A 25,592-nucleotide genomic window follows, 5' to 3' on the forward strand; every position below is an offset into this window, starting at 1 on the left:
GCTTTTGATCTGACTGCCCCAATAAGCCCGAGGCCGAACGCAGGTATTGCGGAGCGGGTAAACCGGCAGGACGCCGGTTTAGCCGCGCCGGGCCAAGGATGGCCCGTCGCGGCGGCCCGCTTCGTGCTGCCGGAGTGAGGGAACACCGAGCCTAGGCGAGGTGCCGACAGGCGGGGCAGAGCGTTTTGGTTACTTTGCCGCTTTTTTTGCAAAGTGACTCGCTGTAAGAGCGAAACCCTAGGTGGCCGTTACCGAAGAAACGGATATGTACACAATCAATCACCCCACCATCTCCCGAACCCGATACCACAACATCCCCAACGCCAGCAGCGGCGAACGCAACACCTTCCCCCCAGGAAACGTCATATGCGGCACCTGGTTGAAAATATCCAACCCCCGGCTCTGCCCAGCCTGAATCCCCTCAGCCAACAACCGCGCACACCAGTGAGTCACGTTCAACCCATGCCCCGAATACCCCTGGGCATAGAACACATTCGGATGCTGCTTCAGGCGCCCCACCTGGGGAAAGCGATTGGCGGTGATGCCGATCTTCCCCCCCCACTGAAACTCAATCGCGGTATTCGCCAACTGCGGAAAAACCTTGAGCATCTTCGGCCGCATATACCCCGCGATATCCACCGGATCACGCCCCGAATAATGACAAGCCCCCCCAAACAACAACCGCCGATCCGCCGAAAGGCGGTAATAATCCAACCCCACTTTCTGATCACACAACGCCAGGTTCTGCGGAATCAACTGATCAGCCACCCCAACCGACAGCGGCTCGGTCGCAATGATGTAGCTCCCCGCTGGCAACACCTTGCCGCTCAACTTCGGCTCCAATTCCTCCAGATGCGCATTGCACGCCAGCACCAGGCTACCGGCGCGCACTCTGCCAAACTCGCAACGCACCTGCACCGTGTCGCCATGGATCAACTCCAGCACCGGGCTGTCTTCAAAGATCCGCACCCCAAGGGATTCGGCCACACCAGCCTCCCCCAGCACCAGGTTCAACGGGTGCAGATGCCCGGAGCCCATGTCCACCAGGCCACCGGCATACAAGCCTGAGCCAACCACCTGCGCCATATCCTGCGATGCCACCAACCGTGTTTCAGGCGCATACCCCAAGGCAGCCAGGCTCTCCAGCTCCCCCTGAAACGCCGCAAACTGCGCCGGCGTATTCGCCAACTCGCAAAACCCCCAGCGCAAATCACAGTCAATCCCGTGCTCGCGAATCCGCTCGCCCACCAGCGCCACCGAATCGATCCCGGCCTGCTGCAGGTAACGCACGCCCTCCTCCCCCACGTACCTGGCAAAGCCCGATACGTCATGCCCAATCCCGCGAATCAACTGCCCGCCATTGCGCCCGCTGGCGCCCCAGCCAATCCGCCGGGCCTCCAGCAGGATCACCGACAGCCCGCGCTGGGCCAGTTCGATGGCGGTGTTGACCCCGGTGAACCCACCGCCGATCACACACACATCGGCGGTCAGGTCAGCCCCCAGCGCTGGGCGCCGGGGCATGGTGTTGGCCGAAGCCAGGTAATAGGAACGAGCGTGGTCGGAGGAGGAACGGTTCATTTGTTGGTCTTCACTTTGCTCCAGGACCGCGTCATCAAGCGCATGACGGCGGGCGTCGGGGTGGTGGAAATGTAGAGTTTGTCGAGCACTTCCTGGGACGGGTAGATCTCGGGGTTGTTCACCAGCTCGGGGGCCATGAAGGCCTTGGCCGCCGGGTTCGGGTTGGCGTAGCCGACGCTGGCGCTGACCTTGGCGATCACTTCAGGGTCCAGCAAATAGTTGATGAAGGCGTGGGCGGCTTTCGGGTTGGCGGCGTCCGCCGGGATGGCCAGCAGGTCGAACCACAGGTTGCTGCCTTCCTTGGGGATCGAGTAGGCGATGTTCACGCCGTTCTTGGCTTCCTTGGCGCGGTTGGCCGCCTGGAACACGTCGCCGGAATAACCGAAGGCGACGCAGATATCACCGTTGGCCAGGTCCGAGATGTACTTGGAGGAATGGAAATAAGTGATGTACGGCCGCAGGGTCAGCAGCTTGGCCTCGGCCTGTTTGTAGTCTTCGGGATTCTCGCTGCGCGGGTCCTTGCCCATGTAGTTGAGGATCGCCGGGAACAGTTCATCCGCCGAGTCGAGGAACGCTACGCCGCACTCGTGGAGCTTCTTGATGTTCTCCGGTTCAAACAGCACGGCCCACGAATCGATATGGTCGATGCCCAACACCTGCTTGACCTTGTCCACGTTATAGCCGATGCCGTTGGTGCCCCACAGGTACGGCACCGAATGCTCGTTGCCCGGGTCGTTTTTCTCCAGCAGTTTGAGCAGCTTGGGGTCGAGGTTCTTGAAGTTGGGTAGCTGCGAACGGTCCAGCTTGAGGAACGCGCCGGCCTTTACCTGGCGCGCCAGGAAGTGGTTGGACGGCACCACCACATCGTAGCCGGTACGGCCGGCAAGCAGTTTGCCTTCCAGGGTTTCGTTGGAGTCGAACACGTCGTAGATCACCTTGATCCCGGTCTTGGCCTGGAAGTCGGCCAAGGTGGTCTCACCGATGTAGTCGGTCCAGTTGTACACACTGACCGTCTGCGCGGCGTGGCCCGCGCTGCTGAACAATGCCGCCAAGGCCAGCGGGAGAAGCTTTTTCACCAGACGCATATCGACACCCCTTTGCTTGATTGATTTTTATGTATTCATCCAGCCATTCTGCCCGTAGCAGCTGTCGAGCCTTGGCGAGGCTGCGTAGCGTTGTATCAGACACAATTGCGGTGGGCCCGACGCAGCCTCGCTAAGCTACGGACGAGTCGTCAGACGCTCAGCAGCAGGAACTCACGTTCCCAGGAGCTGATCACCCGCTTGAAATTCTCGTGTTCGGCACGCTTGACCGCGACGTAGCCGCGCACAAACTTGTCTCCCAGGTACTGCTTGACGGTGTCGCACTCTTCCATGCGCGCCAGGGCGTCTTCGATGGTGATCGGCAGCCTCAGGTTGCGGCGCTCGTAGGCGCGGCCTTCCACCGGGGCGCTGGGCTCGACCTTTTCGATCATGCCGAGGTAGCCGCACAGCAGGCTGGCGGCGATGGCCAGGTACGGGTTGGCGTCGGCACCCGGCAGGCGGTTTTCCACGCGCATGGCGTCGGGGCTGGAACTCGGTACACGCAGGCCGACGGTGCGGTTTTCTTCGCCCCACTCGACGTTGACCGGTGCCGAGGTGTCCGGCAGGAAGCGGCGGAACGAGTTGACGTTAGGCGCAAACATCGGCAGCAGCTTGGGGATGTACTTCTGCAGGCCGCCGATGTGGTTAAGGAACAGTTGGCTCTTGTTGCCGTGCGCATCGACAAACACCTGCTTGCCGGTGGCGATCTCCACCACGCTCTGGTGCAGGTGCATGGCGCTGCCGGGCTCGTCGGCCACCGGTTTGGCCATGAAGGTGGCCGCCACGTTGTGCTTGAGTGCAGCCTCGCGCAGGGTGCGTTTGAACACGGTGATCTGGTCGGCCAGGTCCAGGGCGTCGCCGTGGCGGAAGTTGATTTCCATCTGCGCCGGGCCGTCTTCATGGATCAGCGTGTCGAGGTCCAGGCCCTGGGCTTCGCACCAGTCGTAGACGTCTTCGAACAGCGGGTCGAACTCGTTGGCAGCGTCGATGGAGAACGACTGGCGGCCACTTTCGGCGCGACCGGAACGGCCCAGCGGGGTCTTCAGCGGCAGGTCCGGGTCTTCGCAGCGCTGGGTCAGGTAGAACTCCATCTCCGGCGCGACAATCGGCTGCCAGCCCTGGTCGGTATAGAGTTGCAGGACCTTTTTCAGCACGTTGCGCGGCGACAGTTCGATGGGGTTGCCCTGCTTGTCGAAGGTGTCGTGGATCACGATGGCCGTCGGCTCGATGGCCCATGGCACCACGTAGGTGGCGTTGGACACCGGGCGGCAGATCATGTCGATGTCGGCCGGGTCCAGCAGGTCGTAGTAGATATCGTCGTCGACAAAGTCCCCGGTTACCGTTTGCAGCAACACACTTTCCGGCAGGCGCATGCCTCGCTCATGCAGGAACTTGTTGGTGGGCGAAATCTTGCCGCGTGCGATGCCAGTCAAATCACTGATCACGCATTCGACTTCGGTAATCTTGTGTTCTTTCAGCCAGGCGGACAGCTGATCGAAGGGGGCGTTCATAAGGACCTCGTCATGGGTTGGATGCTGCGCCGCGGGCTTCCCTCGCGGCGCATTGAGGTCTATCTTGGGCCAGCCGTCCAACGGCATCTATCCACTTTGCGCCAACCACAACGCACCAATAGAGTGCGCCCAGGTTACCCATGACACAGGCAACAGCTTTGCGCGTACAGGCCTTCACCACCGGTGATGTGGCCGCTCAATGCAGTGCGACACCCGGTTGGGTGCAGCAGTACCAGCAGATGTCCCCAGGGCATTTCGCCGGGCAGATCCGCTACCTCGACCTGCAAGGTGTCGAGGTGTACGAAGAGCGGATGAACACCCGGGTGGAGCAGAACTTCAACGCGCCGCCGGGTTCCCTGGCGTTCTGTTTCGATGGCAGCGACAACGCGCTGTACGTGCTCAATGGCGAAAGCCGCAACACCTGGATCACCCCGGAAAACTACCGCGAAGTGGCAGTGGTGTTCGGGCCGCAGTTTGTCCAGCGCCATGGTCTGGATGTGGCGAAGCTGGAGGGGTTGTTCATGGCCCCGCTCAACTCCCTGCAAAACCCGTTGTTCAGCCGCTGGCTCAGCGGCACGCTGACACGGCTGTCGGCGACGCTGGACCTGCCGAGTCGTGATGCCCTCACGCAACAGTTGCTCGACGATTGCCTGTTCATCCTCGACAACGCCTGCGTGTGCCTCGACAAGGGCTCATTGCAGCGGCGCACCGAGGAGCGAATCATCATGGCGCGCATTGGCGAATGGGCGGCGGATGTGCCGGATGAAACCGTCAACCTGCTGCAACTGGCGCGCATTGCCGGGGTGCCGTTGCGCCAGTTGCAGCACGGGTTCAAGACGTATACCGGGATGAGCCCGGCGCAGTGGTTGCGGTTGCGCCGGTTGAACAGTGCACGGCGGGAGTTGTTGAACCCGCCGTCAGTGGACACCACCGTGGCGGAGGTGGCGATGAATTGGTCGTTCTGGCATTTGGGGCGGTTTTCCAACAGTTATCGGGCGTTGTTTCAGGAGTTGCCCAGCGAGACCCTGAAGCGCCAGAGGTAAATGTAGGAGCGGGCTTGTGTGGGAGCGGGCTTGCTCGCGAATGCGGTGGGTCAGTCAATAAATCTGGCACTGATACACCGCCTTCGCGAGCAAGCCCGCTCCCACATTTGAAGATCGTTCCCACGCGGAGCGTGGGAACGATCAGGTCCGAAGAAACGCCAGCATCAACTGATTCACCCGCTCCGCCGCCTCCAACTGCACCATATGCCCCTGCCCCGGCAGTATCTCCACCTGAGCCTCCAACCCCTGGGCATGGCTCGCCGGAATGATTGCGTCCTCACTGCCCCAGACCACCAGGCTCGGCTGCTGCCCGACAACGTTGCGTAGATCCACCAACTGCCGACCACCGCTGAACAACGCCCCGGTGATCTGCCGCAACGCCTGCTCCACACCCTCCAGGCGCTTGAACTTGAGCATGTCTTCCAGCATCTGCCGGGTCACCAGCGCCGGATCGCTGAACAGTTGCACCAGTTGCGGCTTGAGTGCATTGCGATTGCTCGCGTCGATAAAACCTTGCAGGTAGTCACTGTTGATCTGCGTACCCAATCCAGCGCTGGCGATCAGGGTCAACGACGCCACACGCTGCGGTGCCACCCGCGCGAGGTTCAGGGAAACCAGCCCGCCCATGGAATGCCCGGCGAGGTGTACCCGGTCAACCTTCAGATAATCCAGCAGTGCCAATACCGCCTGGCTCAGCTCCTCAAGCTCGCCTGTTTGCAGGTACTTGCCCGACTCGCCATGCCCCGGCAAATCCAGGGCGATCACCCGCCGCTCAGCCGCGAGCACCGGGTGATTGAACAGCCAGTTATTCAGGTCGCCACCAAAGCCGTGCACCAGCACCAGCGGTGTGCCGCCCTCCCCGAGGTCCAGATAGCGCAGCAGGCGCCCGCCCACCTCGACCTTCTGTGCCGATGGGCCGCTGGCTTCAGCCTCGGCGGCACTGGAAACGAACCCCGCCTGGAACGCCTCGATCACCCCATCAATCTCGGCCTCGCTGGCCTCGCCTTCCACCACGATTGCCAGCAATGCCCCCACGGGCAAGGTCTCATCGCTCTGGGCCAACACCCGCCGCAGCACCCCGCTGAAGGGTGCCTCGACACTGCTGGAAATCTTGTCGGTCTCGACATCCAGCACTTCTTCACCCTTCTCCACCGGGTCGCCCGGCTGCTTGAGCCAGACATCAACCCGGCCCTCGGTCATCGACAGCCCCCACTTGGGCATGGTCAGTGTATGGATCATGCGGCATTCCTCTTGTCGGCGATCTTCAGCACCGCAGCTTCGATCTTCGCCGCGTTGGGGATGTACAGGTCCTCCAGGGCATCGGAGAACGGCACCGGCGTGTGAGGCGCGGTGACCATTTCGATCGGCGCGCGCAGGAAGCCGAACGCCCGTTGCGCCACCAATGCACTGATGTCCGTGGCAATCGAGCAACGTGGGTTGGACTCGTCGATCACCACCAGGCGCCCGGTTTTCTCCACGCTTTCAAGGATGCTGTCTTCGTCCAGCGGGCTGGTGGTGCGCAGGTCCAACACTTCGCAGTCGATACCCTGGCGCGCCAGATTGGCTGCGGCTTCCAGGGCGATGTGCACCATGCGCCCGTAGGTCACCAGGGTTACATCGTTGCCTTCACGCACGTAGTTGGCTTCGCCGAACGGCACGGTGTACAGCTCTTCCGGCACTTCGCCCTGGAGGCTGTAGAGCATTTTGTGTTCGAGAAAAATCACCGGGTCGTTGTCGCGGATCGCCTGGATCAGCATGCCCTTGGCGTCATAGGGCGTGGCCGGGCACACCACCTTGAGCCCGGGAATATGCGTCCACATCGAGGTGAGCATCTGCGAATGCTGGGCCGCCGCACGCAGGCCGGCGCCGTACATGGCGCGCACCACCAGCGGCGTGGTGGTCTTGCCACCGAACATATAGCGAAACTTCGCCGCCTGGTTGAGCAACTGGTCGAGGCAGCAGCCGATAAAGTCGACGAACATCAACTCGCACACCGGGCGCATGCCACGGGTGGCTGCACCGACGGCCATACCCACATAACCGACCTCGGAAAGTGGCGCGTCGAGCACGCGGTCGGGGAACTCCGGATACAGCCCCTTGGTGACGCCGAGCACGCCACCCCAGGCGTCCTGTTCACCGGGCGAACCGGTGCCGCCGGACACATCCTGGCCGATGATGAACACGCTCTGGTCGCGGCGCATTTCCTGGGCCAGGGCTTCGTTGATTGCCTGCTGATAGCTGATTTTTCTAGCCATGATGACTTCTCCACGGATTGTTTTTGTAGTGGGTGGCGGTTAGCGGTAGGCGACGTAGACATCGCTGAGCAGGTCGGCGGCCTGGGGTTTGGGATCGGACTTGGCCAGGCGCACGGCGTCTTCGATCAGCTGCGCGACTTCGGTGTCGATGCGTTCGAACTGAGCCGCGTCGAGCCAGCCTTCGGCGGTGCAGCGCTGGCGAAACAGGCTCAGGCAGTCGCCGGTTTCCCGCAGGTTTTTCACTTCGTCCGGGCCGCGATAGGTTTGCGCATCGCCTTCGAAGTGGCCGTAGAAACGGCTCAGTTTGACCTCCACCAGCGTCGGCCCTTTACCGCTGCGGGCACGCTCTACCGCGACGCCGAGGGCGGCGTGCACGGCAAAAAAGTCGTTGCCGTCGACAATCACCCCCGGCATGCCAAAACCCACGGCACGCTCGGCAATGTCCTTGCAGGCCACCGACCAGCCGGACCCGGTGGCTTCGGCATAACCGTTGTTCTCGGCCACGAACAGGCACGGCAGGTTCATGATCGAGGCCAGGTTCATCGCTTCGAACACCGCCCCCTCGTTGGAGCCGCCGTCGCCGAAAAACGCGACCGCCACACCCGCGCTGCCCTTGAGCTTGGCCGCCAGCGCCGCACCGGCTGCCAGCGGCGCCCCGGCACCCACAATGCCGTTGGCGCCGAGCATGCCCTTCTCCTGGTCGGCGATGTGCATGGAGCCGCCCTTGCCGCCGCAGACGCCGGTCTTCTTGCCGTAGATCTCGGCCATCATGCCGAACACATCCACGCCCTTGGCGATGCAATGGCCGTGGCCACGGTGGTTGGAGGCGATGCAATCTTCATCGTTGAGGTGGGCCATGACCCCGGCGGCGCTGGCCTCCTGGCCGGCATACAAATGCACGAAACCGGGAATCTCGCCGGTGGCGAATTCCACGTGCAGGCGTTCTTCGAAATCACGGATGGTGCGCATCACGGTGTAGGCATGGAGCAGTTGATCGGTGGACAGGTGAGTGGACATCTTGTTGTTCTCCAGGTTGTCTCGACACACAAAAGGCTGGATCAGGCCAGCTGCAAGGCACTCAGCACGGCCTGTGCCAATCCGCTGGAAAACCCGGGAAAGCTTTGACCCAGAGCAGTTGCCTGGAAGCGTGGACGTGCCACTGTGGACCGTTCAATGAGACGCGCCGTTGCAACCTGCCCGCAGCGTCTGCGGCGCAATGAGACGCTGCGTCTCACCTCGGGCAGTTGGTCAGGCCGGCCTTGTTCCTCCCGGCCCATGGGCGCTTAATGGCGGGCATAACAACAAGGATCGAGAACCGGAGGCTTCAATGCTCGCCGTGAACTCCAAGGACCATGTCGACTGTGTCAGCCGCGTGGTACGCAACGCCGACCGCCTGCCCCAGGCTCCGGTGCCGTCGCTGATTTTTGATTCCTGGCGCCGCTCCATGGAGCAGCACCACCTCGACCCCGGTTCCCTGCAAGGGCCGCGCATCCTCACCAGCACCCTGCTCAAGGAATGCCGCGAACGCGCCGAGCTGTTCATGCGCATCGCCAGCGAGGAAGTCGGGCAGATTCACAACCGGGTGCGCCACGCCGATTACTGCGTGATGCTTACCGACGCCCAGGGCCAGACCATCGACCATCGTGTGGACGCCGGCATTCGCAACGACTGCCGCAAGGCCGGCCTGTACCTGGGCACCTGCTGGTCGGAAGCCGAGGAAGGCACCTGCGGCGTGGCCACGGTGCTGACCAGCAAGGCCGCGGTCACCGTGCACAAGCGCGACCACTTTCGTGCGGCGTTTATCGGCCTGACCTGCTCTGCCGCACCCATCTTTGATCCCCAGGGCAACCTGCTGGGCGTGATGGACGCCTCCGCCCTGAAATCGCCGGATGACCGGCGCAGCCAACACCTGGTGCGGCAGATGGTGGCGCAAAGCGCGCGGGCCATCGAGAACGCGTTTTTCATGCACAGCGCCCGGCAACATTGGGTGTTGCAGGCCCACAGCACGCCCGGTTACGTCGACAGCCAGCCGGACATGCTGCTGGCGTGGGATCAGGATGGGCGGCTGCAAGCCTTGAACAGCAAGGCGCGGCAGGCCCTGAGGTTGCGCTTCGGGCAATTGCCGGAGCATATCGGCGAAGTGTTTGACCTGGACGCGTTGCGCGCCGTGACCGATCAATCGACGCAGCAGTTGCATTGGCTCGGCGAGCCGGGGGCGTTGCAGGTACGGGTCAGCGCGCCGCGGCGTAAGGCTGCACGTACGACGGTGTCTTCGAGTCATCAGGTAGACCCGCGAGTAGAAGAACATCTGCGCCTGGCCGTGCGGGTCAAGGACCGCAACCTGCCGGTGCTGGTCCAGGGCGAAACCGGCGCCGGCAAGGAAGTGTTTGCCCGCCAGTTGCATGAACGCAGTGCCCGTCGCGACGGCCCCTTTGTGGCGGTGAACTGCGCGGCGATCCCGGAAAACCTGATCGAGAGCGAACTGTTCGGCTACGTGGCCGGGGCATTTACCGGTGCCTCCAGCAAGGGCATGACCGGGCTGCTGTTGCAGGCCGATGGCGGCACGTTGTTTCTCGACGAGATCGGCGACATGCCGCTGGCGTTGCAGACGCGGCTGCTGCGGGTAATGGCCGAAGGTGAAGTGGCGCCGCTGGGCGGGGCAAAAACCCGGGCGGTGGATATCCAGGTGATCTGCGCCAGCCATCGGGACTTGGCGGCGCTGGTGAGTGCTGGAAGCTTTCGCGAGGATTTGTATTTCCGGTTGGGCTGTGCGCGGTTCTGTGTGCCGCCATTGCGCGAGCGCATGGACAAACTGGCATTGATCAATCGGCTTCTGGAGCAGGAGGCGCGGCACAGCGGTGTTGCGGTCGGGATCGCGGCAGCGGCGCTGGAGTCGCTGCTGGGTTATGCCTGGCCGGGGAATGTGCGGCAACTGCGGCATGTATTGGCATACGCCTGTGCGGTGTGCGACGGCGGGACAATTCAACTGGCGGATTTGCCGGTGGAAGTTCGTGGTGACGCGGTTGCGGTGGAAACATCGGAAAGCGTCAGCCCGGAACGGCAGTTGGTGCTGGACGCACTGATTCGGCATCGGTGGAAGCCGCTGGCGGCGGCGCAGGCGTTGGGGATTTCCAGGGCGACCTTGTATCGGCGGGTTAACCAGCTGGGTATCGACATGCCCGGCAAGCACTGACCCAACACGGTCAAAAATGTGGGAGCGGGCTTGCTCGCGAAGGCGGTGTACCAGTCAACATTTCCGGTGGCTGACACTCCGCCTTCGCGAGCAAGCCCGCTCCCACATTTTTTGACCGAGTGATTCCGCCGGCTCAGCGGTACAGAATCCCGCCATCAATCAACGGCGATTGCCCGGTCATGTAATCCGAATCCGGCCCCGCCAGGTACGACACCAGCCCCGCTACATCCTCCGGCGTTTCCGCCCGGCCCAACGCAATCCCGTCTACATACTTCTTGTACGTCGCCCCCACCTCGGCGCCGGTAATCTCGGCCATGCGTTTGTCGATCTCGACCCACATATCCGTGCCCACCACACCCGGGCAGTAGGCGTTGACGGTAATCCCGTCAATGGCCAGTTCCCTCGCCGCGGCCTGGGTCAGCGCACGCACGGCAAACTTGGTGGCCGAATACACCCCCAGCAACGCAAAGCCTTCATGGCCGGCAATCGAGCAGGCATTGATGATCTTGCCCTTCTGCTTCAGCGCCTTGAATTTCTTGCCTGCGGCCTGGATGCCCCAAAGCGTGCCCTGCACGTTGATACGCAGCGTGCGGTCGACCTGTTCCGGGGTTACGTCCAGCAGTGCGTCAATCTGTGCGACACCGGCGTTGTTGATGATGATGTCGAAGCCGCCCAGGGTCTGGTGGGCATGGTCCACCGCCGCGACCACTTGCTCCAGCTTCGAGACATCGGCGACATACACCGAGGCCTTGCGCCCCAGTGCAACGACTTCGGCCGCCACCGCTTCAATCTTCGCGCTGTTGATGTCCACCAACGCTATGTCGGCGCCATCCCGCGCCAGGCGCAGGGCGATGGCCCGGCCGATGCCTTGCCCGGCGCCGGTCACCAGTGCAACTTTTCCAGCGATACTCATGACGATCTCCTTCAACGGTGAGAGAAGCCTTGTCTATCGCAGTTGCCAGGGGCCGCTGTCGAGCAGCAGCAGGATTGATCTGCGGGCTGAGACGGGACGTCTCAAAGCGAACCATTCTCGAAAACTTGTAAAACGCCGCCGTTATGCCTAGCTTATGCGCCCTCCGCTCTGCGCTCTCAGGCCTTCCCCCATGGTTTTGCGTCTTCGCCCCGCTGCCCCTTCACGTTTTGCCCTCGGCCTGTTGCTCAGCGCAGGTATTGGAAGCAGCCAGGCGGCTGATATCGAGCTGCCGGAGGTGAAGGTCCAGGGCCAGGATGAATCCGGCTATAACACCGACACCGCGTCGGTGGGCGCTTTCAATGAGGCGCCGTTGCTCGACACGCCGGCCTCGATCGCGGTGTTCAACGAGTCGTTGATCAAGGACCAGCAGGCGCGCTTGCTCAGCGAAGTGCTGCGCAATGACGCCTCGGTGGGCGACAGCTATGCGCCCATCGGCTACTACGAAAACTTCGTGGTGCGCGGTTTCTCGCTGAATGCCGCCAGCAGCTACAAGATCAATGGCCGCACCATCACCGGCGAGCAGAACGTTGCCCTGGAGAACAAGCAGCGCGTGGAGCTGCTCAAGGGATTGTCGGGTATGCAAAGCGGGATTTCCGAGCCCAGCGGCGTGATCAATTACGTGACCAAGCGCCCGGAGGATGTGCGCTCGGTGACGGTGTCCACCGATGATCGCGGCAGTGGTTACCTGGCCACCGACGTGGGCGGCTGGTTTGGCAGCGAGCAGCAGTTCGGCCTGCGCGCCAACGTGGCCCATGAAGACCTGCATTCCTATGTCGAACATGCCAATGGCCACCGGGATTTCCTGTCCCTGGCGTTCGACTGGAACATCAGCCCCGACGCGGTATTGCAGCTGGATGCCGAGTATCAGAACAAGCAACAGCGCTCGGTGCCGGGTTATCAGCTGCTGGGCGGGACCGAGGTGCCGCACGACGCGTCGCCGAAAAAACTGCTGGGGCATCAGAGCGGTGCGAATCAGGTAGGGATTGATTCGCTGAACCTCAACGGCAAGTTTGAATATCGCTTCAGTGACCAGTGGAAAGGCAGCGTCAGCGCGGCGCGCAGCAAGGTGGTGATTGATGATTACAGTTCGTTTGCGTGGGGCTGCTACGGGTCCGCGAGCTGTGCCGGGGCCAAGGTACCGAACTACTTCAGCCCGGAAGGCAACTACGATATCTATGACTTCCGCAGCCCTGATGACACCCGGCGCGATGATGAAATCCAGGCCACGATGACCGGGTTGTTCAATACCGGTGGCCTGGGGCATGAGTTGACGTTTGGCAGCAGTGCGTTTCGGCGAGTGGTGGACAAGCGCGAATCGGTCAACGAGATGATTGGTTCCGGCAATATCAATCAGGACCCGGAAAACTTCGCGCCCACCGATAAGCCCCTGAACGATAGCCATCGCAACCTCGACAGCCGCCAATACGGCCTGTTCGTCACCGACCGCATCAGCTTCAACGAGCAATGGCAGACCATCGTGGGCGGCCGCGAAGTGCGCCTGGACGAAAAGGCTTTCGATGATCAGGGCAACGAGTCGCGCCACACCCGGCAGTATGTGTTCCTGCCCCAGGCGGCGCTGATCTACAAACCGATTGAAAACCTGTCGCTCTACACCAGCTACAGCAAAGGCCTGTCCCTGGGCGGTACCGCGCCGTGGTTTGCCCTGAATAAAGATGAAACCCTCGCCCCGACAGTTTCCCGCCAGATCGAAGCCGGGGTGAAATACGACTGGCGCCGCATCAGCTTTGCCGCCGCGATCTTCCAGACTCGCCAGGCCTATCAATATGCCAGGCCGGATGACGCCGGCGACTACACCTACGTGCAACAGGGCGAGCAGAAAAACACCGGCCTGGAATTGTCCGCCAACGGCTGGGCCACCCAGCGCTTGCAGATCGCCGCCAGCGTCGCGGCCATCCGTGCACGGGTGACGGGCAGCGGCACGCCGGAATACGAAGGCCATCAAGCGATCAACGTGCCGAAACTGCGGGCCAGTCTGTACGCCGACTACGCCCTGCCCTGGGTCGACGGCCTGGCGCTGCTCGGCGGCGTGCAATACAGCGCCAACAAGTACGCCAATCGCACCGGTGATGTGGAAGTGGGCGACTACGCCATCGTCAACGTCGGCAGCCGCTACACCACCAAACTCGATGGCTATGAAACGGTGTTTCGCCTGAGCGTCGACAACCTGTTCGACAAGCGTTACTGGCGCGATGCCGGCGAATACATGGGCGATGACTACCTGTTCCAGGGTGCGCCGTTGACGGCGCGCTTGAGTGCCACGGTCAATTTCTGACGGTACGCGGGATCGCCAGGCATAGCGCCGCCAAGGCGCACACCAACAGGGTCCAGCCCAACTGCTGGACCCAGGCTGCCAGGGTCAACCCCACCCCGATCACCAGGTAATACAGCAAACCGAACAAGGCACCGGCGGTGCCAAGGCGGTCGCGATAAGCCGTGAGTGCCGCCCCCAGGACATTGGGAATCGCCATGCCGAAGGCCATGACCACCAACAGCATCGGCAACACGAACAGCCAACGGTCCTGTAACAGCACCACCAGCACGCTGCCCGCTAACATCACGCCACCGGCTGCCAGCACCAGCTGTTCGCTGCCGGCCCCGCGCTTGAGCAACCCCTTGTTGAGCCAGGCCCCAAGCCCCGAGCCCAACGCCAGCAGGACGCCGCTGTAGCCGAACTGCTCGGCAGACAACCCCAGGCGCTGGAACACAAACGGCCCCAGGCTGTAATAGCTCAACAGCGCGATATTGAAGACCGCGACCAGCCCCACCGAACGCCACAGCGCCGCATCCTTGAGCATCAGGCCCAGGGTGCCGCGCAACGACGCTGTGGGCAGCGAGGCCGGGCGGGTTTCCGGCAAGGCCCACAGGCACCAGGCCAATAACGTCAGCGCCAGCAGCAACAAGCCTGTGAGCACCCCGCGATAGCCAAAGTGCTGCACCAGGCCCGCGCCAGTGAACAGGCCAATGGCGGGGCTGGCCGCCAGGGCAATGCCCACGACTGAAAACACCTGCGCCAGCCCGGCACCGCTGAAGCGGTCGCGCAGCACGGTTTGCGTCACCACCGACCCCACCGCCGCACCAAACGCCGCCACCGCCTGGGCCAGCAACAGGCCGTTGAACGAACGCACGCCCAAGGCCAGCGCTGTGGCCGCGCCATAAAGGGCCAACCCGGCCAGCATCACCGGGCGCCGGCCGAAGCGGTCACACAAGCGTCCCCACACCACGACCCCGAACGCGAAGGCCAGAAAGTACACCGACAAGGTCTGCCCCGCCGCCTCGGGCCCTACCGCAAACGCCTGGCCGATATCCGCCAGCGCAGGGCTATACAGGGTTTGTGCGATTTGCGGGAACATCAGCAGCGCCACCGCCAGCACCAGCAAGTTTTTCAACATCATCCAGACGCTCTTCACGAGTAAACAGGCCAGGGAGTCTAAACAGCGGCAGCTGGCGTATTATCCAGACTTCGACACCTTATCAATGAAATCGGACATCCCATGGCATGGCTGGCGGCGCAGACACCTTTCGATCCCGACCGCTTCGACGCGCCCGTGGTGGGCATCGCCGCCCTGCTGGGTGATCACGACTCCGGTGTACATCAGCATCAGCGCGGGCAATTGCTGTTCACCCAACAGGGCTGCACGCGCATTACCCTGGCCAACCAACTGTGCCTGTTGCCGCCCACTCGGGCAGCGTGGATTCCCGGCGGTGTGCCGCACCGGGCAGTGATGCAACAGACCGTGGATTACCGTTCGGTGTATGTCAGCCCGGCATTGGCCGGGCAGTTGCCGGCACAAGTGCGGGTGATTGAGGTGAGTGCGCTGCTGCGGGCGGTGCTGGAGCCCATGGCAATGGCGGCGTTCGACACCGATTGGCAACAGGGCAAATACGCGCATTTGCTGGCGCTGTGCCTGAGTGAAATCCGCGAGGCAGTCGAGCAACCGCTGCTGCTGCCCCTGCCCACGGACAAACGCCTGGCGCCGTTATTGCAGAACCTCGACGCGCTGCCACCGGAGCTGCAAGCCTTGCAACGCCAGGTGGCCGCCAGCGGCAAAACCATCGGCCGGATCTTCCTGCGGGAAACCGGCATGGGCTATCAGCAATGGCGCCAGCAGTGGCGCCTGATGCGCGCCATCGAGCTGCTCGCCACCGGGCGCAGTCTCGGGTACTGCGCCTTTGAGTTGGGCTTTGCCAGTGACAGTGCGCTGATCGCCTTCTTCAAGGCCATGACCGGCGCCACGCCACGGGGTTACTTCAAGTGAATGCCGACTGGCTGTAACCCGGTGGTAGATCGGCTTCATTGATCGTTCCCTCGCTCTGCGTGGGAATGCATCCCGTGACGCTCCGCGTCACCCGTACGCAAGACTTGAGCCTTACATCGCCCGCTGGACGCAGAGCGTCCGGGGCGGCATTCCCACGCAGAGCGCGGGAACGATCAGTCATCCCGGCGTCTTGTCGGGTTATTTAGGCATCTTGCGAAAACCCACCGCCAGACGGTTCCAGCTGTTGATGGTGGCGATCGCCACGCTCAGGTCGACTTGCTCTTGCGGGCTGAAGTGGGCGGCCAGTTCGGTGAAGTCTGCATCCGGTGCGTGGGTCTGGCTGAGCAGGGTGAGGCTTTCGGCCCAGGCCAGCGCGGCGCGTTCACGGGGGGTGAAGAACGGCGTTTCACGCCAGGCCGACACGGTGTACAGGCGGCGCTCGGTCTCGCCCCCCTTGCGGGCGTCGGCGGTGTGCATGTCGAGGCAGAAGGCGCAGCCGTTGATCTGCGACACACGCAGGCGCACCAGTTCCAGCAGCGGCAGTTCGATGGACAGTTTGCCGACGGCAGCCTCCAGGGCCAGCATGGCTTTCATGGCATCCGGGGAGGCGGTGTAGAAGTCGGTACGAGCTTGCATGGTGATACTCCAGAACAGTGGGGATTGGTGTCTAGAGTAGTGACGAGGGGGCATTGGACAAATAGCCAATCCGGGGAAAGATCAGGTAGCCAATGGGGCCAATCCTGACGATCACCCCGGCCCTGCGCCTTCACCGCGAAACGCACTGGGGCTCAGCCCGGTCCAGCGCTTGAACGCCCGCCGAAAACTGCGCACATCGCTGTAGCCAACTTCCTCGGTGATCCGTTCGATGGACAACCCCGGGTTGCTCAGCAAGCCCATGGTCCTTGCCCTGCGCACCTGTTCCAGCAAGCCCTCGAACGTCAGCCCATGCTCGGTCAGGCGCCGGCGCAAGGTACGCCCGCTCATGTTCAAGTCACTGGCGACCTTTTCCAGCTGGCTGCCCTGCAAATCCCGGGAAATCGCGCGCTCCACCGCCTGGATCAAATCCATTTTCTGATGCAGTTGCGCGCTTTCCAGTTCCAATAGTTCCAGGGCCTGGCGCAAGGCCAGGGCATGGTGATTCGGCAGCCGCACATCCAGCCAGTGGCTGGCCAGGACCATGCGGTTATGCAGGCAGCCAAAACGCACATCCGCACCCAACAGCTGGTGATAGTCAGCGACATAGGTGGGCGCGGCGTGGATAAATTCGACCCGCAGCGGCATGAAGCCCTCGCCCACCAGGGCGCGGCCATACACCATCAGGCTGGCGAAGAACTCCTCGGCGGCAAACACCTGCACCTCGGCGTAGGGCAGCAGGCATTCGATATCGACGAAAACTTCCTGGGGGCCTTCATGGGTGCGCGAGGTGGCGATACCACCGGAGGTGTGCTGATGACGTTCCCCGATGGCAAACGCATCGCGCAACGTCTTGCACAGTGAAATCACATGGCCGAGCAGGCCCAGGGTGCCGAGTACGTTCTGATGGCCTACCCACAGGCCCAGCCCCTGGTCGGGCAACACCTTGAGTGCACGCTGGATCATCGCTACCGCCTGGCGATAGGAAATGCGCTGGGCCGGGTCGTCCAGGTCGGCCAGGGTGAATCCCAGGCCACGGCACAGGTGCTCGGCGCTCGCGCCTTTTTGCGCGACCACTTGGCCGAGGGTTTGCAACAGAAATGGCGAGACCAGGGCCAGATCATAGTGCGGATCAACGGCTTTCCTTTGCATGGATCTTCGATTCCCGACTGAGTGCTTCAGTTCTTGTTTTGGAAACATCCTGACAATCATAGGCTCTTGCAAGAACTGCTGCACTCTGGATGAAAGCTGTCCGCCAAAGTCCCCCTATGTGGCCGCCAATACCCTGCCCCGCCGGGCGCCGAGGGCTTATTTCTATAGGCAGCGTCGTCCTGATAATAATAATGAGCCCAGACATGAACACGACCCGTGCGTTTTACCCCGTGCAACTCGCCCTGTTGACCCTCATCAGCCTGCCGGCCCTGGCCACCGAAGGCGGCGTCGACAACATCGGCCCCGGCACCGATGGCTTCTACATCCTGCCGCTGGACGTCAACAACCTGCCCGACCACATGTTCGCCTTCAACATCTATTACAACCATTACGAAGCCAGGAAGCTCGATATCAGCTCGTTGGGTGGCAAGGTGCCGGACGTGAAGATCAAGTCCGACGCGATCATCCCGCGCCTGGATTACCTCAGCCCGTTGCGGGTATTCGGCGGGCGCCTGGGCGGCTACATCGCCCAGCCGTACCTGAAGCAACAGGTGTCGCTGTTCGGCATGTCCGACACCCGGGAAAGCATGGGCGACACCACCGTGGCGCCGATCATCCTCTGGGACCTGGGCAGGAACCTGACAGTGGGCACCGCCCTGGAAATCACCCTGCCCACCGGCGAATACGACGCCACGCGTCTGGCCAATACCAGCAACAATTTCTACACCTACAAACCGTTGGTGTCGGCGACCTGGATGCCCAACGAGCGCACTGAGCTGTCGATCAAGACCACCTACAGCTTCAACAAGGAAAACCCCGACACCCATTACCGGTCGGGGCAGATTTTTCACTTCGACTACTCGGCCAGCTACAAGGTGACGGATAACCTCAGCCTTGGGCTCAACGGCTACTACCTCAAGCAGACCACCGACGATAAGCAATACGGGCATACCGTGGTGAACATCTATGGCGAAGATGTGGATGACGGGGTCAAGGGCCAGGTGTTTGCGATCGGTCCGGCGGTGTATTTCACCTTCCTCAAGTATGCGAGTGCCGAGGTGCGCTGGGCCAAGGAGTTTGATGTGCAGAACCGGCCGGAAGGCGACATGTTGTGGGCGAAGTTGACGATTCCGTTTGCCCTGTAAACCCGGCAAAAACTGTAGGAGCGAGCTTGCTCGCGAAAAACGTCAACGATAACGCGGGCCGTCTGGATGAACGCGTCGTCCTTGGGTTTTTCGCGAGCAAGCTCGCTCCTACAGTGGGACGGCGTTGTCAGGTGTAGACCGGCCAGGTATCGACGATTTTCCCGCCCCGTACTGCCAGCAAATCGCCGAACTGCAGCAGCACAAACTCACTCTGGGTCGGGCGCAGAAACACCTGGTCTTCCACGTTCAGCCCCACCTTGGGCGAACCATTGACCATCTCCTGATTGGAGCTGCGCCCATACAGGTCATTGCTCTGCAAGCCCCTGGGCGATTCAAACTCCGCCATCCAGTTGCCCCCATAAATAAAGAACGTGGCGCGCTGATTCGCATCCCACCACGAGAACAACCGCGACTTGCCGTCCAGCGCCGGAATGTCCACCGGCCCGGTGCTTTTCAACACGGGCGTGGCGATATAGGCCGCCGGCACATGCTCGCTCAGCGACGGCAAGTCATAGTGCGTCGGCTTGAGCAACGCCGTGCCCACCGACACCTCGCTGCTGAGCTTCTCCTGCTCGTGAATGCGATAGCTCGGGCTGCCTGCCGTATTCAACGTCAGCCCGTCGCGCCACAGCGGCGCAAAGTGCTGGCGGGTGTAATCCACATAGCCGTTGTAGCGCTGCATGACTTTGTCGAACAGGTCCTGGGGCGAGCCGAGAATCCCCGGCACGCCCATGCCCACGAACGGGTCGTAGCCCATGAACCCGCTGAATTCCAGCTGCTGCGGATGCGCGCTGATCAGCGTGAGCATTTGCCCCAGCACCGCGTTGTCGCTGATGCCGCCGCGATGCAGGCCCACATCCAGCTCGATATTGACCCGTAGTTTCGTGCCCAATCCCTGGGCCAGCGCCAGGTATTGTTGCAAGCGCTCGGGCGTGTCCAGCAGCCATTGCAGCTGCCGGGACGGGTCGAACGGGCCCTTGTGGGTTTGGTAAAACAACTCGGCGGAACGCACCGGCAACGGCTTGCCCAGCAGGATGTCGGCGTCGGGAAACACCTGGGCGTCGTGATTCAGAAATGGCTGGTGAAACGACATCAACCGTTGAGTGCCTGCGCGCTTGGCGATATAGGCCAGCAGCCCCGGCGACGGCAGGGATTTCTCCACCAGCCGCAGATGTTTGCCGCCGCGCTGCACTGACTGCATCACCACGTCGATGTTGTGGTCCAGGCGATCGAGGTCGATCAGCATCACCGGGCGCATCGGCCCATGGGCCTTGAGTTCCTGGTTGAGGCTGCGGAAATACTCGGTGTACGGGCTGCCCCGGTCGCCGGGCCTGAGCAAGATGGCCCCCCCCACCAGCAACACGCCGGTGCCGAGCATGAAATGTCTGCGGTTCATCAGGCCACTCCCAGAATAGACGACAGGTGCGCATTGAGGAATTTGCCGCTGGGGTCCAGCTCGCGGCGCACTCGGGTAAATTCCTCCCAGCGCGGATACAGCGGCTGCAAAGTGCGCGCATTGAGGGTGTGCAACTTGCCCCAGTGCGGGCGACCGGCGTATTTCCAGAAGATCGGTTCTACGGCGGCGAAGAAGTTGTGGTGGTCCATGGTGTAGTGCTGGTGCACGGAAATCGAACAGCTGTCGCGGCCCTCGAACATGCTCAGCGGAATGTCATCGGCCTTGACGTAGCGGTACTCGATGGGAAACCAGGTGCGCAGGTCCTTGTCGTTGATCAGCTTGAGGATTTCCCGCAGGCACGCCGGCCCGTGCTCGGCGGGCACCGAATATTCCATCTCGTTGAAACGCACGTTTCGCACGTTGGCGTACACCTGGAACGACTCGGCCACGCGGTCATCGAAGCTGGCAAAAAAGCGCAGGCTGTTGAGCAAGGTACGCCGGGCCTCGGGGAAATCGCTGCCGTATTTGTCGAGTTTCTCGATGATCGACACAAACTCGTTGCCGCCCGCCTCCGCCGGGTCGATGGGCGGGGTTTCGGGGTCGGTGGTTTCGTTCAGGGCGATGGACAGGGCGTAGTCGGAATGGGTCACCACGAGCATTTCCCAGTGCTGGTTTTCCCGGGTGTTCTTAGCCACGTCCTCCAGCAGTTCTTCAGTCTTGGCGATCCACTGGCGCTCCCGCAGGCGGTACGGTGCGCGGTTTTGCAAGCGGACCTGGGTGGCCACGCCGAGGGCCCCGAGGGACACCCGGGCGGCACTGAACACCTCGGGGTGACGCTTGGCGTCGCACTCCAGCACCTCACCCTGGGCGGTCACCAATTGCAGGCCGGTGACGCAACCGGAATATGAGGTGAAGCCCACGCCGGTGCCATGAGTGGAAGTGGAGATCGCCCCGGCCAGGGTCTGGTAGTCGATATCCGCCATGTTCGGCAGCGCCTGCCCGACGTCTTTCAAGGCCTGGCCCATGCGCGACATCGGCGTGCCGGCGGCGAAGGTGGCCTGCAAGGTTTGCGGGTCGTGATCCAGCAGGCCATTGAAGTAGCTCAGGGACAGCAACGTGCCGTCGGTGGGCACCAGGGCACTGAACGAATGGCCCGAGCCCACCGGCCGCACCTTGCCCGGTGCCTGGCCGATGACCTGCACCAGTTCATCAAGGTTCTTCGGCGCCAGCCGCGCCAGGGGCAGACAGGTTTGCGCCCCCGACCAATTGCGCCAGGGAATCAGCCGCGGTGCCCGGGCCAGCTGGGCCAGTACCGGGTTACTGGTCAATGCCATGAACGCGCCGGCTACCGCGCCGCGCTGCAATAATTCTCGCCGTGAAAGCCCCATCGCGTACCCCGTTATTCTTATTGGATGTGTTGACCCGACATAAAGCTGATCAGCCCCAGGAATTGCGCTTCGGAGCACTGCACGCACAGCCCCATCGGGGGCATGCCGTTGTAGCCATTGATGGTGTGGTCCAGCAGGGTGTCCGGGCCCTGGGCGATGCGCGGGCTCCAGGCCGGGCCGTCACCGGTCAGCGGCGCACCGGAGGCCGGGTTGGCGTGGCACAGCTTGCAACTGGTGTCGTAGACCTGGGCCAGGGCTGCGTCGCTCGGCATGGCATTGGCCGCCGTGGCACGTTCGGGGGGATGTTTCGGTTTGTCGCCACAGGCTGTCAGCAGGCAGGTCACGGCCAGCAGCAGACTGATGCGACGGGGGTTGATTGCCCGCATAGCCACCTTCTCTCTTATTGTGTGAAAGCGTGATCCACACTAAGGCAGCCAGGGCGCGGCGTTGAGGGTATTGGGGGACAGAAAGGGGGGCTTGGGCGGACAGGCTTCAGCGGCTGATCGTTCCCACGCTCTGCGTGGGAACGCCGCCTTGGACGCTCTGCGTCCGCGTTGTGACGCAGAGCGTCACGGGATGCATTCCCACGCAGAGCGTGGGAACAATCAGTCAGGCAGATTTAGAACGCGATACCGACCTTGAACCCATACTCGTCACGCTTGAGCTTGGTGTTGTCGGCCACGTACGAATCGTCATCGAGCTTGTACTCGGTGCGGGTGTAGTACAGGCCCGCCATCACTGGCAGATCGCCTTTCTGGTTCATCAGCAGGCTGACTTCGGCGTACGGGTTGGTGCGGTCCTTGAGGTCCACGGTGTCGCTGCCGATGCCGTCGACCTTGAGCTTGGCGCGGCCGTCGATGGTATGGCGGGCGCCCAGTTCAACACGCATGGTCATGTCATCGAACTGGTGGTTGTAGCCCAGGGCCGCCTTGGCGAACGGCGATTTGTTGGTGAGTTTCATGTCGTAGTCGCCCGAGTCCGGCTCGTAGCGGGTCCAGCTGTAGCCGCCACCCACCAGCACGTCGACGAAGTTGCGCGCATCCAGCGCGGCACGCCAGCCGAGGTCGAGGTCGGCCTGGCCTTCCTTGAGCTTGTTGTCGCTCTTCTCGCCGTACTTGGCTTCGATACCGGCCTGGTAGATAAAGCCGGATTCAGCCGTCAGCTTGTTGCCGAAGTTATAGAACAGGCCGGCTTCAGGCATGTGGTCCTTGTCGCTTTGGCTACCGCCTTCGAGTTTGAAGTCGTTGTAGCTGCCGAGGATCCCGAAGGTGGAAATCGGGTCGGTCGGCGCTGCGGCGAACACCACACCAGGTGCCGCGATCAAGGCCAGGACCGAGGAATTCTTGAGGATCTTTCCGAATAGTTTGGACATCGTTTTACGTCTCCATTGCAGGTGGCAAATTATTCAGGAAACGCTTCGAACCCTCGTTTTGGCGAAAGGTTCGAATTAATTTGCACCTTTTTCGAGGTAAAACGGTTCAGCGAAGGCTCTATATCAAGCGTCTTGGACGTGAGCCAGCAAACGACCGAGAATTGACCGCAACTGCGGATGCTCCGGCAGGCGAATGCCAAAGCTGGCCTGCAACAGGTTCAGCAACTCTTCGACGTCCTCGATTGCACGCTTTTCGCTGGCCCGGTCCAGGTAGTGAATCGCGTACTGCCCGTTGTTCAGCGTGCGGCGAAATCCCGGGCCAATCAGTGCGACTTTCAGCTGGCCGAGGAACGGCGAATCCGGGTGGGTGGAGACGTACCAGTTACCGATCTCGTAGTCGAAGTGTGACTGCACCTGCAGGTCGAACACATATAAGCCGCGCCACTCACCGGCGACCTGCGCCCACAAGGTGTAGCTGCCCTCGTCCAGGCTCAGGCGATAGGGTTCATGGGCGGTGGCCTGGGTGGCATCGGTGTCCAGTTGCAACGGACTGGTGGGCACCATGCCACCAAAGCCGACATCACTGATGTAACGCACGCCGTCCAGGGTCACCAGGCTCAGCCGATGGGTGCGCGCCGTCAGTGCATCGGGTGGCCCCCCCATCACCACACGGCCGGTAATGCCCCGCGCCTCGAAGCCCAACTCCTGCAACAAGGCCAGGAACAGCTGGTTCAGCTCGTAGCAATAACCACCACGGCCGTCGAACAGGACTTTTTGTTCGACGCTCGGCAAATCGATCGGCACCGGTGCGTGCAGCAGGGTCGACAGGCTTTCAAACGCGAAGGTGCTGACATGGCGCAACTGCAGATCCTGCAGGGTTTGCAGGGTGGGCGGAGGCGGCGTGTCGTAGCCCAGACGTTGCAGGTAGAGGCGGCTGTGGGTCAGCTCTGGCATGACGCAATCCTGGAGTCGGTGGCGAAAGCACCACTAATACCCTGACGGCGGTTATTTGCCAATTGTGGGTTGAATCAAATGCAAGTCCTCAGATGCACAAACTTTCTGAACCTTTCTGAACTGATTTATATCCATTCACTACAAGACAGGGAGGCATCATGAGTACCGCAATGATCTACACCATCCACTACTTGCTACACGGCGAACCAAAAACCTTTGTGGTGCGTGCCGAGGTCATGAACAACGCCGAAGCGTGGCATTGGGCGGCCGTTGACGCCGACATTGCCCACGTGGGGCGGATAGGCCGGCCGGGCCACGAGCGGGTGAAAAAGACCACTCGTCCCTGGGCGGAGAAGTTCGGCATCACCGAGGTGACATGGACAGCCCCGAAACGGCTTGGTTGAGGAATAAAAAGCCCCGCACGACGGCGGGGCTTGTTTCACTTTTTCAGATCACCGAGGGGATCATAGGCCGGCTTCTTGCCGGTTTTTTCTGGCTTGTCCAACGGGGCAATGGCGGGACCTACCGGGTCGACCTGTGGGTCTGCGACGTCCGGGGAATCGGGGTCGAAACCCAATTCGTCCTTGCCGCTGGAATGCTCGGATGAATGCGGGCCGCTTGTACGATTAGTCATAACTACCTCCTTGGCGCGCCGGGTCTACAGCGGGCGGGCCTTGTCGTGCAGGTTTTCCAGGTCTTCCTCGACCTGCTCTTCTTCGTCTTGCCGTTCGGCCGGGTCGTTGGGGCGCAGGGCGTCGTTGTCACGCTCCTCTTCGCCGGGCGTGCGGTCGGGGTTGGGTGTGCCGGGCGGCTGTTGCTGGTACCGGGTCATGGTTCACCTCACTTGGGGGTCGGTTGCCTACAGGGGTTAGAGAAATTGCGCTGATCCATCGTTCAACCTGATTACCGTCACTCCGACGGGTGAAGCATGAGAAGATGCTGGCCGGCGTTATAACCCTACTTGTGCCATGGAGACTGACCCTGGATGTTTGAGCTCAAACCGTGCGACCCGATTGTTTTTCGCCAGCAGACGCGACGCAGTACGTTGATAGTCGCGGGGTTGTTTGTGGTGTTGGCGATGGTGCTTTCCAGCCTGGCGGTGATGCTGTTTGGTGAGCCTGGGGGGGATAATTTTCGCTTTAATGTGGGCGGGGTGTTTGCCGGGGTGTTGATTACCGTAGGGCTGGTGCGGGGGCCGTTCTGGAACCAGGCCTGGTTCGCGCCGGCGGTGTATGGGTGGCAGCTCAAGCGCAGCCTGATGAGTGTGACTAATGTGATGCACAAGGTGACTGACGGGGTGAAGGCGAATGATCCGGTGGCGATCAAGTTGCTGCGGTTTTATCACCTTGGGTTGATGCAGATGCACGAACTGGACGCCAATTCGAGTTCTCAGGCGCAGTTGGTGCGGGAGGTTGATGAGCATCTGGAGAAGATGCGGGGGTTGGGGATTGAGCCTGACCAGACGCGGCTGGATCCGGATTGGGTTGAGGCTGTGAAGGCTCGCTGATTGGGGGGCATATCCGTTATTTGGGTGATGGCTGATATGGGTTCCGCTCTTACAGCGGCTCACTTTTGAACAGCGCAAAAGTAAGCAAAACGCTCTTGCCCCACCACTCGGCACCTCGCCTAGGCTCGGTGTG

Annotated in this window: 24 protein-coding genes; 7 read left to right on the plus strand and 17 right to left on the minus strand. The window is 61.9% G+C overall.

Translation table 11 applies throughout. The features are described 5' to 3' along the window. Window positions 1-279: 279 nt before the first annotated feature. From ACIOMR_RS28830 to ACIOMR_RS28840, 3 genes are all read right to left on the minus strand, one after another. On the minus strand, window positions 280-1,578 hold the full coding sequence (locus tag ACIOMR_RS28830) for an NAD(P)/FAD-dependent oxidoreductase (RefSeq protein WP_401197794.1): 1,299 nt from the start codon (window positions 1,576-1,578) through the stop codon (window positions 280-282). After that, on the minus strand, window positions 1,575-2,663 hold the full coding sequence (locus ACIOMR_RS28835; protein WP_003219153.1) for a polyamine ABC transporter substrate-binding protein: 1,089 nt from the start codon (window positions 2,661-2,663) through the stop codon (window positions 1,575-1,577). Before ACIOMR_RS28835 ends, ACIOMR_RS28830 begins: the two co-directional genes overlap by 4 nt. A 149-nt stretch (window positions 2,664-2,812) precedes the next feature. Further along, window positions 2,813-4,171: a glutamine synthetase family protein gene (locus ACIOMR_RS28840; RefSeq protein WP_401197797.1), complete on the minus strand. Its 1,359-nt coding sequence runs from the start codon at window positions 4,169-4,171 to the stop codon at window positions 2,813-2,815. A gap of 140 nt (window positions 4,172-4,311) precedes the next feature. Between ACIOMR_RS28840 and ACIOMR_RS28845 the strand changes: the two genes are divergently transcribed. After that, complete coding sequence (locus ACIOMR_RS28845) at window positions 4,312-5,214, plus strand: helix-turn-helix domain-containing protein (protein ID WP_102606368.1); 903 nt, start codon at window positions 4,312-4,314, stop codon at window positions 5,212-5,214. Window positions 5,215-5,355: 141 nt separating this feature from the next. On the opposite strand, the gene ACIOMR_RS28850 is transcribed toward ACIOMR_RS28845, so the two are convergent. From ACIOMR_RS28850 to ACIOMR_RS28860, 3 genes are read right to left on the minus strand one after another with little or no spacing between them, the layout of a single operon-like run. Continuing rightward, a complete protein-coding gene (locus ACIOMR_RS28850; protein ID WP_401197800.1) occupies window positions 5,356-6,453 on the minus strand; it encodes an acetoin dehydrogenase dihydrolipoyllysine-residue acetyltransferase subunit in 1,098 nt (365 codons plus the stop codon). After that, a complete protein-coding gene (locus ACIOMR_RS28855; RefSeq protein ID WP_003219158.1) occupies window positions 6,450-7,469 on the minus strand; it encodes an alpha-ketoacid dehydrogenase subunit beta in 1,020 nt (339 codons plus the stop codon). Before ACIOMR_RS28855 ends, ACIOMR_RS28850 begins: the two co-directional genes overlap by 4 nt. Window positions 7,470-7,508: 39 nt before the next feature. Beyond that, window positions 7,509-8,486 (minus strand): thiamine pyrophosphate-dependent dehydrogenase E1 component subunit alpha, encoded by a 978-nt coding sequence (locus ACIOMR_RS28860; RefSeq protein WP_003219159.1) that lies wholly within the window; start codon window positions 8,484-8,486, stop codon window positions 7,509-7,511. Between the two features lie 310 nt (window positions 8,487-8,796). Between ACIOMR_RS28860 and ACIOMR_RS28865 the strand changes: the two genes are divergently transcribed. After that, window positions 8,797-10,662: a sigma-54-dependent Fis family transcriptional regulator gene (locus ACIOMR_RS28865; RefSeq protein ID WP_177029258.1), complete on the plus strand. Its 1,866-nt coding sequence runs from the start codon at window positions 8,797-8,799 to the stop codon at window positions 10,660-10,662. Window positions 10,663-10,795: 133 nt separating this feature from the next. Here ACIOMR_RS28865 and ACIOMR_RS28870 read toward each other — a convergent pair whose 3' ends face one another. Next, window positions 10,796-11,575 carry an acetoin reductase gene (locus ACIOMR_RS28870; RefSeq protein WP_102368648.1) on the minus strand — a complete coding sequence of 260 codons (780 nt, stop codon included), beginning with the start codon at window positions 11,573-11,575 and terminating at the stop codon, window positions 10,796-10,798. 190 nt (window positions 11,576-11,765) lie between these two features. Here ACIOMR_RS28870 and ACIOMR_RS28875 point away from each other — a divergent pair, with 190 nt between their 5' ends. Further along, the gene (locus ACIOMR_RS28875; RefSeq protein WP_401197806.1) at window positions 11,766-13,928 is read left to right on the plus strand and encodes a TonB-dependent siderophore receptor; all 2,163 of its coding nucleotides are present in this window, start codon (window positions 11,766-11,768) and stop codon (window positions 13,926-13,928) included. Here ACIOMR_RS28875 and ACIOMR_RS28880 read toward each other — a convergent pair. Beyond that, window positions 13,918-15,048, minus strand: a complete 1,131-nt coding sequence (locus ACIOMR_RS28880; protein ID WP_401197809.1) for an MFS transporter — start codon at window positions 15,046-15,048, stop codon at window positions 13,918-13,920. The two genes, ACIOMR_RS28875 and ACIOMR_RS28880, sit on opposite strands and share 11 nt — an antisense overlap. A gap of 99 nt (window positions 15,049-15,147) precedes the next feature. Between ACIOMR_RS28880 and ACIOMR_RS28885 the strand changes: the two genes are divergently transcribed. Then, on the plus strand, window positions 15,148-15,912 hold the full coding sequence (locus ACIOMR_RS28885; protein ID WP_003219180.1) for a helix-turn-helix transcriptional regulator: 765 nt from the start codon (window positions 15,148-15,150) through the stop codon (window positions 15,910-15,912). Window positions 15,913-16,110: 198 nt separating this feature from the next. Here the strand turns inward: ACIOMR_RS28885 and ACIOMR_RS28890 are convergent, their stop codons facing one another. Both ACIOMR_RS28890 and ACIOMR_RS28895 read right to left on the minus strand, forming a co-directional pair. Then, window positions 16,111-16,548: a carboxymuconolactone decarboxylase family protein gene (locus ACIOMR_RS28890; RefSeq protein ID WP_003219182.1), complete on the minus strand. Its 438-nt coding sequence runs from the start codon at window positions 16,546-16,548 to the stop codon at window positions 16,111-16,113. A gap of 111 nt (window positions 16,549-16,659) precedes the next feature. Continuing rightward, on the minus strand, window positions 16,660-17,697 hold the full coding sequence (locus ACIOMR_RS28895) for an AraC family transcriptional regulator (RefSeq protein WP_102368645.1): 1,038 nt from the start codon (window positions 17,695-17,697) through the stop codon (window positions 16,660-16,662). A 203-nt stretch (window positions 17,698-17,900) separates the two neighbouring features. Here ACIOMR_RS28895 and ACIOMR_RS28900 point away from each other — a divergent pair, with 203 nt between their 5' ends. Further along, window positions 17,901-18,842, plus strand: coding sequence for a transporter (locus ACIOMR_RS28900; protein WP_102368644.1), 942 nt, complete (start codon window positions 17,901-17,903; stop codon window positions 18,840-18,842). Window positions 18,843-18,969: 127 nt separating this feature from the next. On the opposite strand, the gene ACIOMR_RS28905 is transcribed toward ACIOMR_RS28900, so the two are convergent. From ACIOMR_RS28905 to ACIOMR_RS28925, 5 genes are all read right to left on the minus strand, one after another. Next, on the minus strand, window positions 18,970-20,238 hold the full coding sequence (locus tag ACIOMR_RS28905; RefSeq protein ID WP_087693357.1) for a DSD1 family PLP-dependent enzyme: 1,269 nt from the start codon (window positions 20,236-20,238) through the stop codon (window positions 18,970-18,972). Further along, on the minus strand, window positions 20,238-21,566 hold the full coding sequence (locus ACIOMR_RS28910) for a D-arabinono-1,4-lactone oxidase (RefSeq protein WP_168197529.1): 1,329 nt from the start codon (window positions 21,564-21,566) through the stop codon (window positions 20,238-20,240). Before ACIOMR_RS28910 ends, ACIOMR_RS28905 begins: the two co-directional genes overlap by 1 nt. 77 nt (window positions 21,567-21,643) lie before the next feature. After that, the gene (locus ACIOMR_RS28915; RefSeq protein WP_102606359.1) at window positions 21,644-22,012 is read right to left on the minus strand and encodes a cytochrome c5 family protein; all 369 of its coding nucleotides are present in this window, start codon (window positions 22,010-22,012) and stop codon (window positions 21,644-21,646) included. Window positions 22,013-22,245: 233 nt separating this feature from the next. Then, window positions 22,246-22,998, minus strand: coding sequence for an outer membrane beta-barrel protein (locus tag ACIOMR_RS28920; RefSeq protein ID WP_003210885.1), 753 nt, complete (start codon window positions 22,996-22,998; stop codon window positions 22,246-22,248). Window positions 22,999-23,121: 123 nt separating this feature from the next. Next, window positions 23,122-23,952, minus strand: a complete 831-nt coding sequence (locus ACIOMR_RS28925) for an arylamine N-acetyltransferase (RefSeq protein ID WP_087693363.1) — start codon at window positions 23,950-23,952, stop codon at window positions 23,122-23,124. 158 nt (window positions 23,953-24,110) lie between these two features. On the opposite strand from ACIOMR_RS28925, the gene ACIOMR_RS28930 reads away from it, so the two are divergent. Then, entirely contained in the window at window positions 24,111-24,356 is a 246-nt protein-coding gene (locus ACIOMR_RS28930; RefSeq protein ID WP_023658994.1) for a DUF6555 family protein, read from the plus strand. A 35-nt stretch (window positions 24,357-24,391) separates the two neighbouring features. Here ACIOMR_RS28930 and ACIOMR_RS28935 read toward each other — a convergent pair whose 3' ends face one another. Both ACIOMR_RS28935 and ACIOMR_RS28940 read right to left on the minus strand, forming a co-directional pair. Then, entirely contained in the window at window positions 24,392-24,586 is a 195-nt protein-coding gene (locus ACIOMR_RS28935; RefSeq protein ID WP_003210890.1) for a DUF6021 family protein, read from the minus strand. Between the two features lie 24 nt (window positions 24,587-24,610). Continuing rightward, the gene (locus ACIOMR_RS28940) at window positions 24,611-24,784 is read right to left on the minus strand and encodes a hypothetical protein (protein ID WP_003210891.1); all 174 of its coding nucleotides are present in this window, start codon (window positions 24,782-24,784) and stop codon (window positions 24,611-24,613) included. A 153-nt stretch (window positions 24,785-24,937) separates the two neighbouring features. On the opposite strand from ACIOMR_RS28940, the gene ACIOMR_RS28945 reads away from it, so the two are divergent. Further along, complete coding sequence (locus tag ACIOMR_RS28945; RefSeq protein WP_087693365.1) at window positions 24,938-25,459, plus strand: DUF3087 family protein; 522 nt, start codon at window positions 24,938-24,940, stop codon at window positions 25,457-25,459. Window positions 25,460-25,592: the final 133 nt, after the last annotated feature.

Origin of the sequence: Pseudomonas sp. NPDC087814 (assembly GCF_044742865.1) — a bacterium.
Classification (GTDB): Bacteria; Pseudomonadota; Gammaproteobacteria; order Pseudomonadales; family Pseudomonadaceae; genus Aquipseudomonas.

Bases quoted from the DNA above. Each gene is read 5' to 3' on its own strand.
- ACIOMR_RS28830 (WP_401197794.1), bottom strand. From the start codon at position 1,578: ATGAACCGTTCCTCCTCCGACCACGCTCGTTCCTATTACCTGGCTTCG.
- ACIOMR_RS28835 (WP_003219153.1), bottom strand. From the start codon at position 2,663: ATGCGTCTGGTGAAAAAGCTTCTCCCGCTGGCCTTGGCGGCATTGTTC.
- ACIOMR_RS28840 (WP_401197797.1), bottom strand. From the start codon at position 4,171: ATGAACGCCCCCTTCGATCAGCTGTCCGCCTGGCTGAAAGAACACAAG.
- ACIOMR_RS28845 (WP_102606368.1), top strand. From the start codon at position 4,312: ATGACACAGGCAACAGCTTTGCGCGTACAGGCCTTCACCACCGGTGAT.
- ACIOMR_RS28850 (WP_401197800.1), bottom strand. From the start codon at position 6,453: ATGATCCATACACTGACCATGCCCAAGTGGGGGCTGTCGATGACCGAG.
- ACIOMR_RS28855 (WP_003219158.1), bottom strand. From the start codon at position 7,469: ATGGCTAGAAAAATCAGCTATCAGCAGGCAATCAACGAAGCCCTGGCC.
- ACIOMR_RS28860 (WP_003219159.1), bottom strand. From the start codon at position 8,486: ATGTCCACTCACCTGTCCACCGATCAACTGCTCCATGCCTACACCGTG.
- ACIOMR_RS28865 (WP_177029258.1), top strand. From the start codon at position 8,797: ATGCTCGCCGTGAACTCCAAGGACCATGTCGACTGTGTCAGCCGCGTG.
- ACIOMR_RS28870 (WP_102368648.1), bottom strand. From the start codon at position 11,575: ATGAGTATCGCTGGAAAAGTTGCACTGGTGACCGGCGCCGGGCAAGGC.
- ACIOMR_RS28875 (WP_401197806.1), top strand. From the start codon at position 11,766: ATGGTTTTGCGTCTTCGCCCCGCTGCCCCTTCACGTTTTGCCCTCGGC.
- ACIOMR_RS28880 (WP_401197809.1), bottom strand. From the start codon at position 15,048: ATGATGTTGAAAAACTTGCTGGTGCTGGCGGTGGCGCTGCTGATGTTC.
- ACIOMR_RS28885 (WP_003219180.1), top strand. From the start codon at position 15,148: ATGGCATGGCTGGCGGCGCAGACACCTTTCGATCCCGACCGCTTCGAC.
- ACIOMR_RS28890 (WP_003219182.1), bottom strand. From the start codon at position 16,548: ATGCAAGCTCGTACCGACTTCTACACCGCCTCCCCGGATGCCATGAAA.
- ACIOMR_RS28895 (WP_102368645.1), bottom strand. From the start codon at position 17,697: ATGCAAAGGAAAGCCGTTGATCCGCACTATGATCTGGCCCTGGTCTCG.
- ACIOMR_RS28900 (WP_102368644.1), top strand. From the start codon at position 17,901: ATGAACACGACCCGTGCGTTTTACCCCGTGCAACTCGCCCTGTTGACC.
- ACIOMR_RS28905 (WP_087693357.1), bottom strand. From the start codon at position 20,238: ATGAACCGCAGACATTTCATGCTCGGCACCGGCGTGTTGCTGGTGGGG.
- ACIOMR_RS28915 (WP_102606359.1), bottom strand. From the start codon at position 22,012: ATGCGGGCAATCAACCCCCGTCGCATCAGTCTGCTGCTGGCCGTGACC.
- ACIOMR_RS28920 (WP_003210885.1), bottom strand. From the start codon at position 22,998: ATGTCCAAACTATTCGGAAAGATCCTCAAGAATTCCTCGGTCCTGGCC.
- ACIOMR_RS28925 (WP_087693363.1), bottom strand. From the start codon at position 23,952: ATGCCAGAGCTGACCCACAGCCGCCTCTACCTGCAACGTCTGGGCTAC.
- ACIOMR_RS28930 (WP_023658994.1), top strand. From the start codon at position 24,111: ATGAGTACCGCAATGATCTACACCATCCACTACTTGCTACACGGCGAA.
- ACIOMR_RS28935 (WP_003210890.1), bottom strand. From the start codon at position 24,586: ATGACTAATCGTACAAGCGGCCCGCATTCATCCGAGCATTCCAGCGGC.
- ACIOMR_RS28940 (WP_003210891.1), bottom strand. From the start codon at position 24,784: ATGACCCGGTACCAGCAACAGCCGCCCGGCACACCCAACCCCGACCGC.
- ACIOMR_RS28945 (WP_087693365.1), top strand. From the start codon at position 24,938: ATGTTTGAGCTCAAACCGTGCGACCCGATTGTTTTTCGCCAGCAGACG.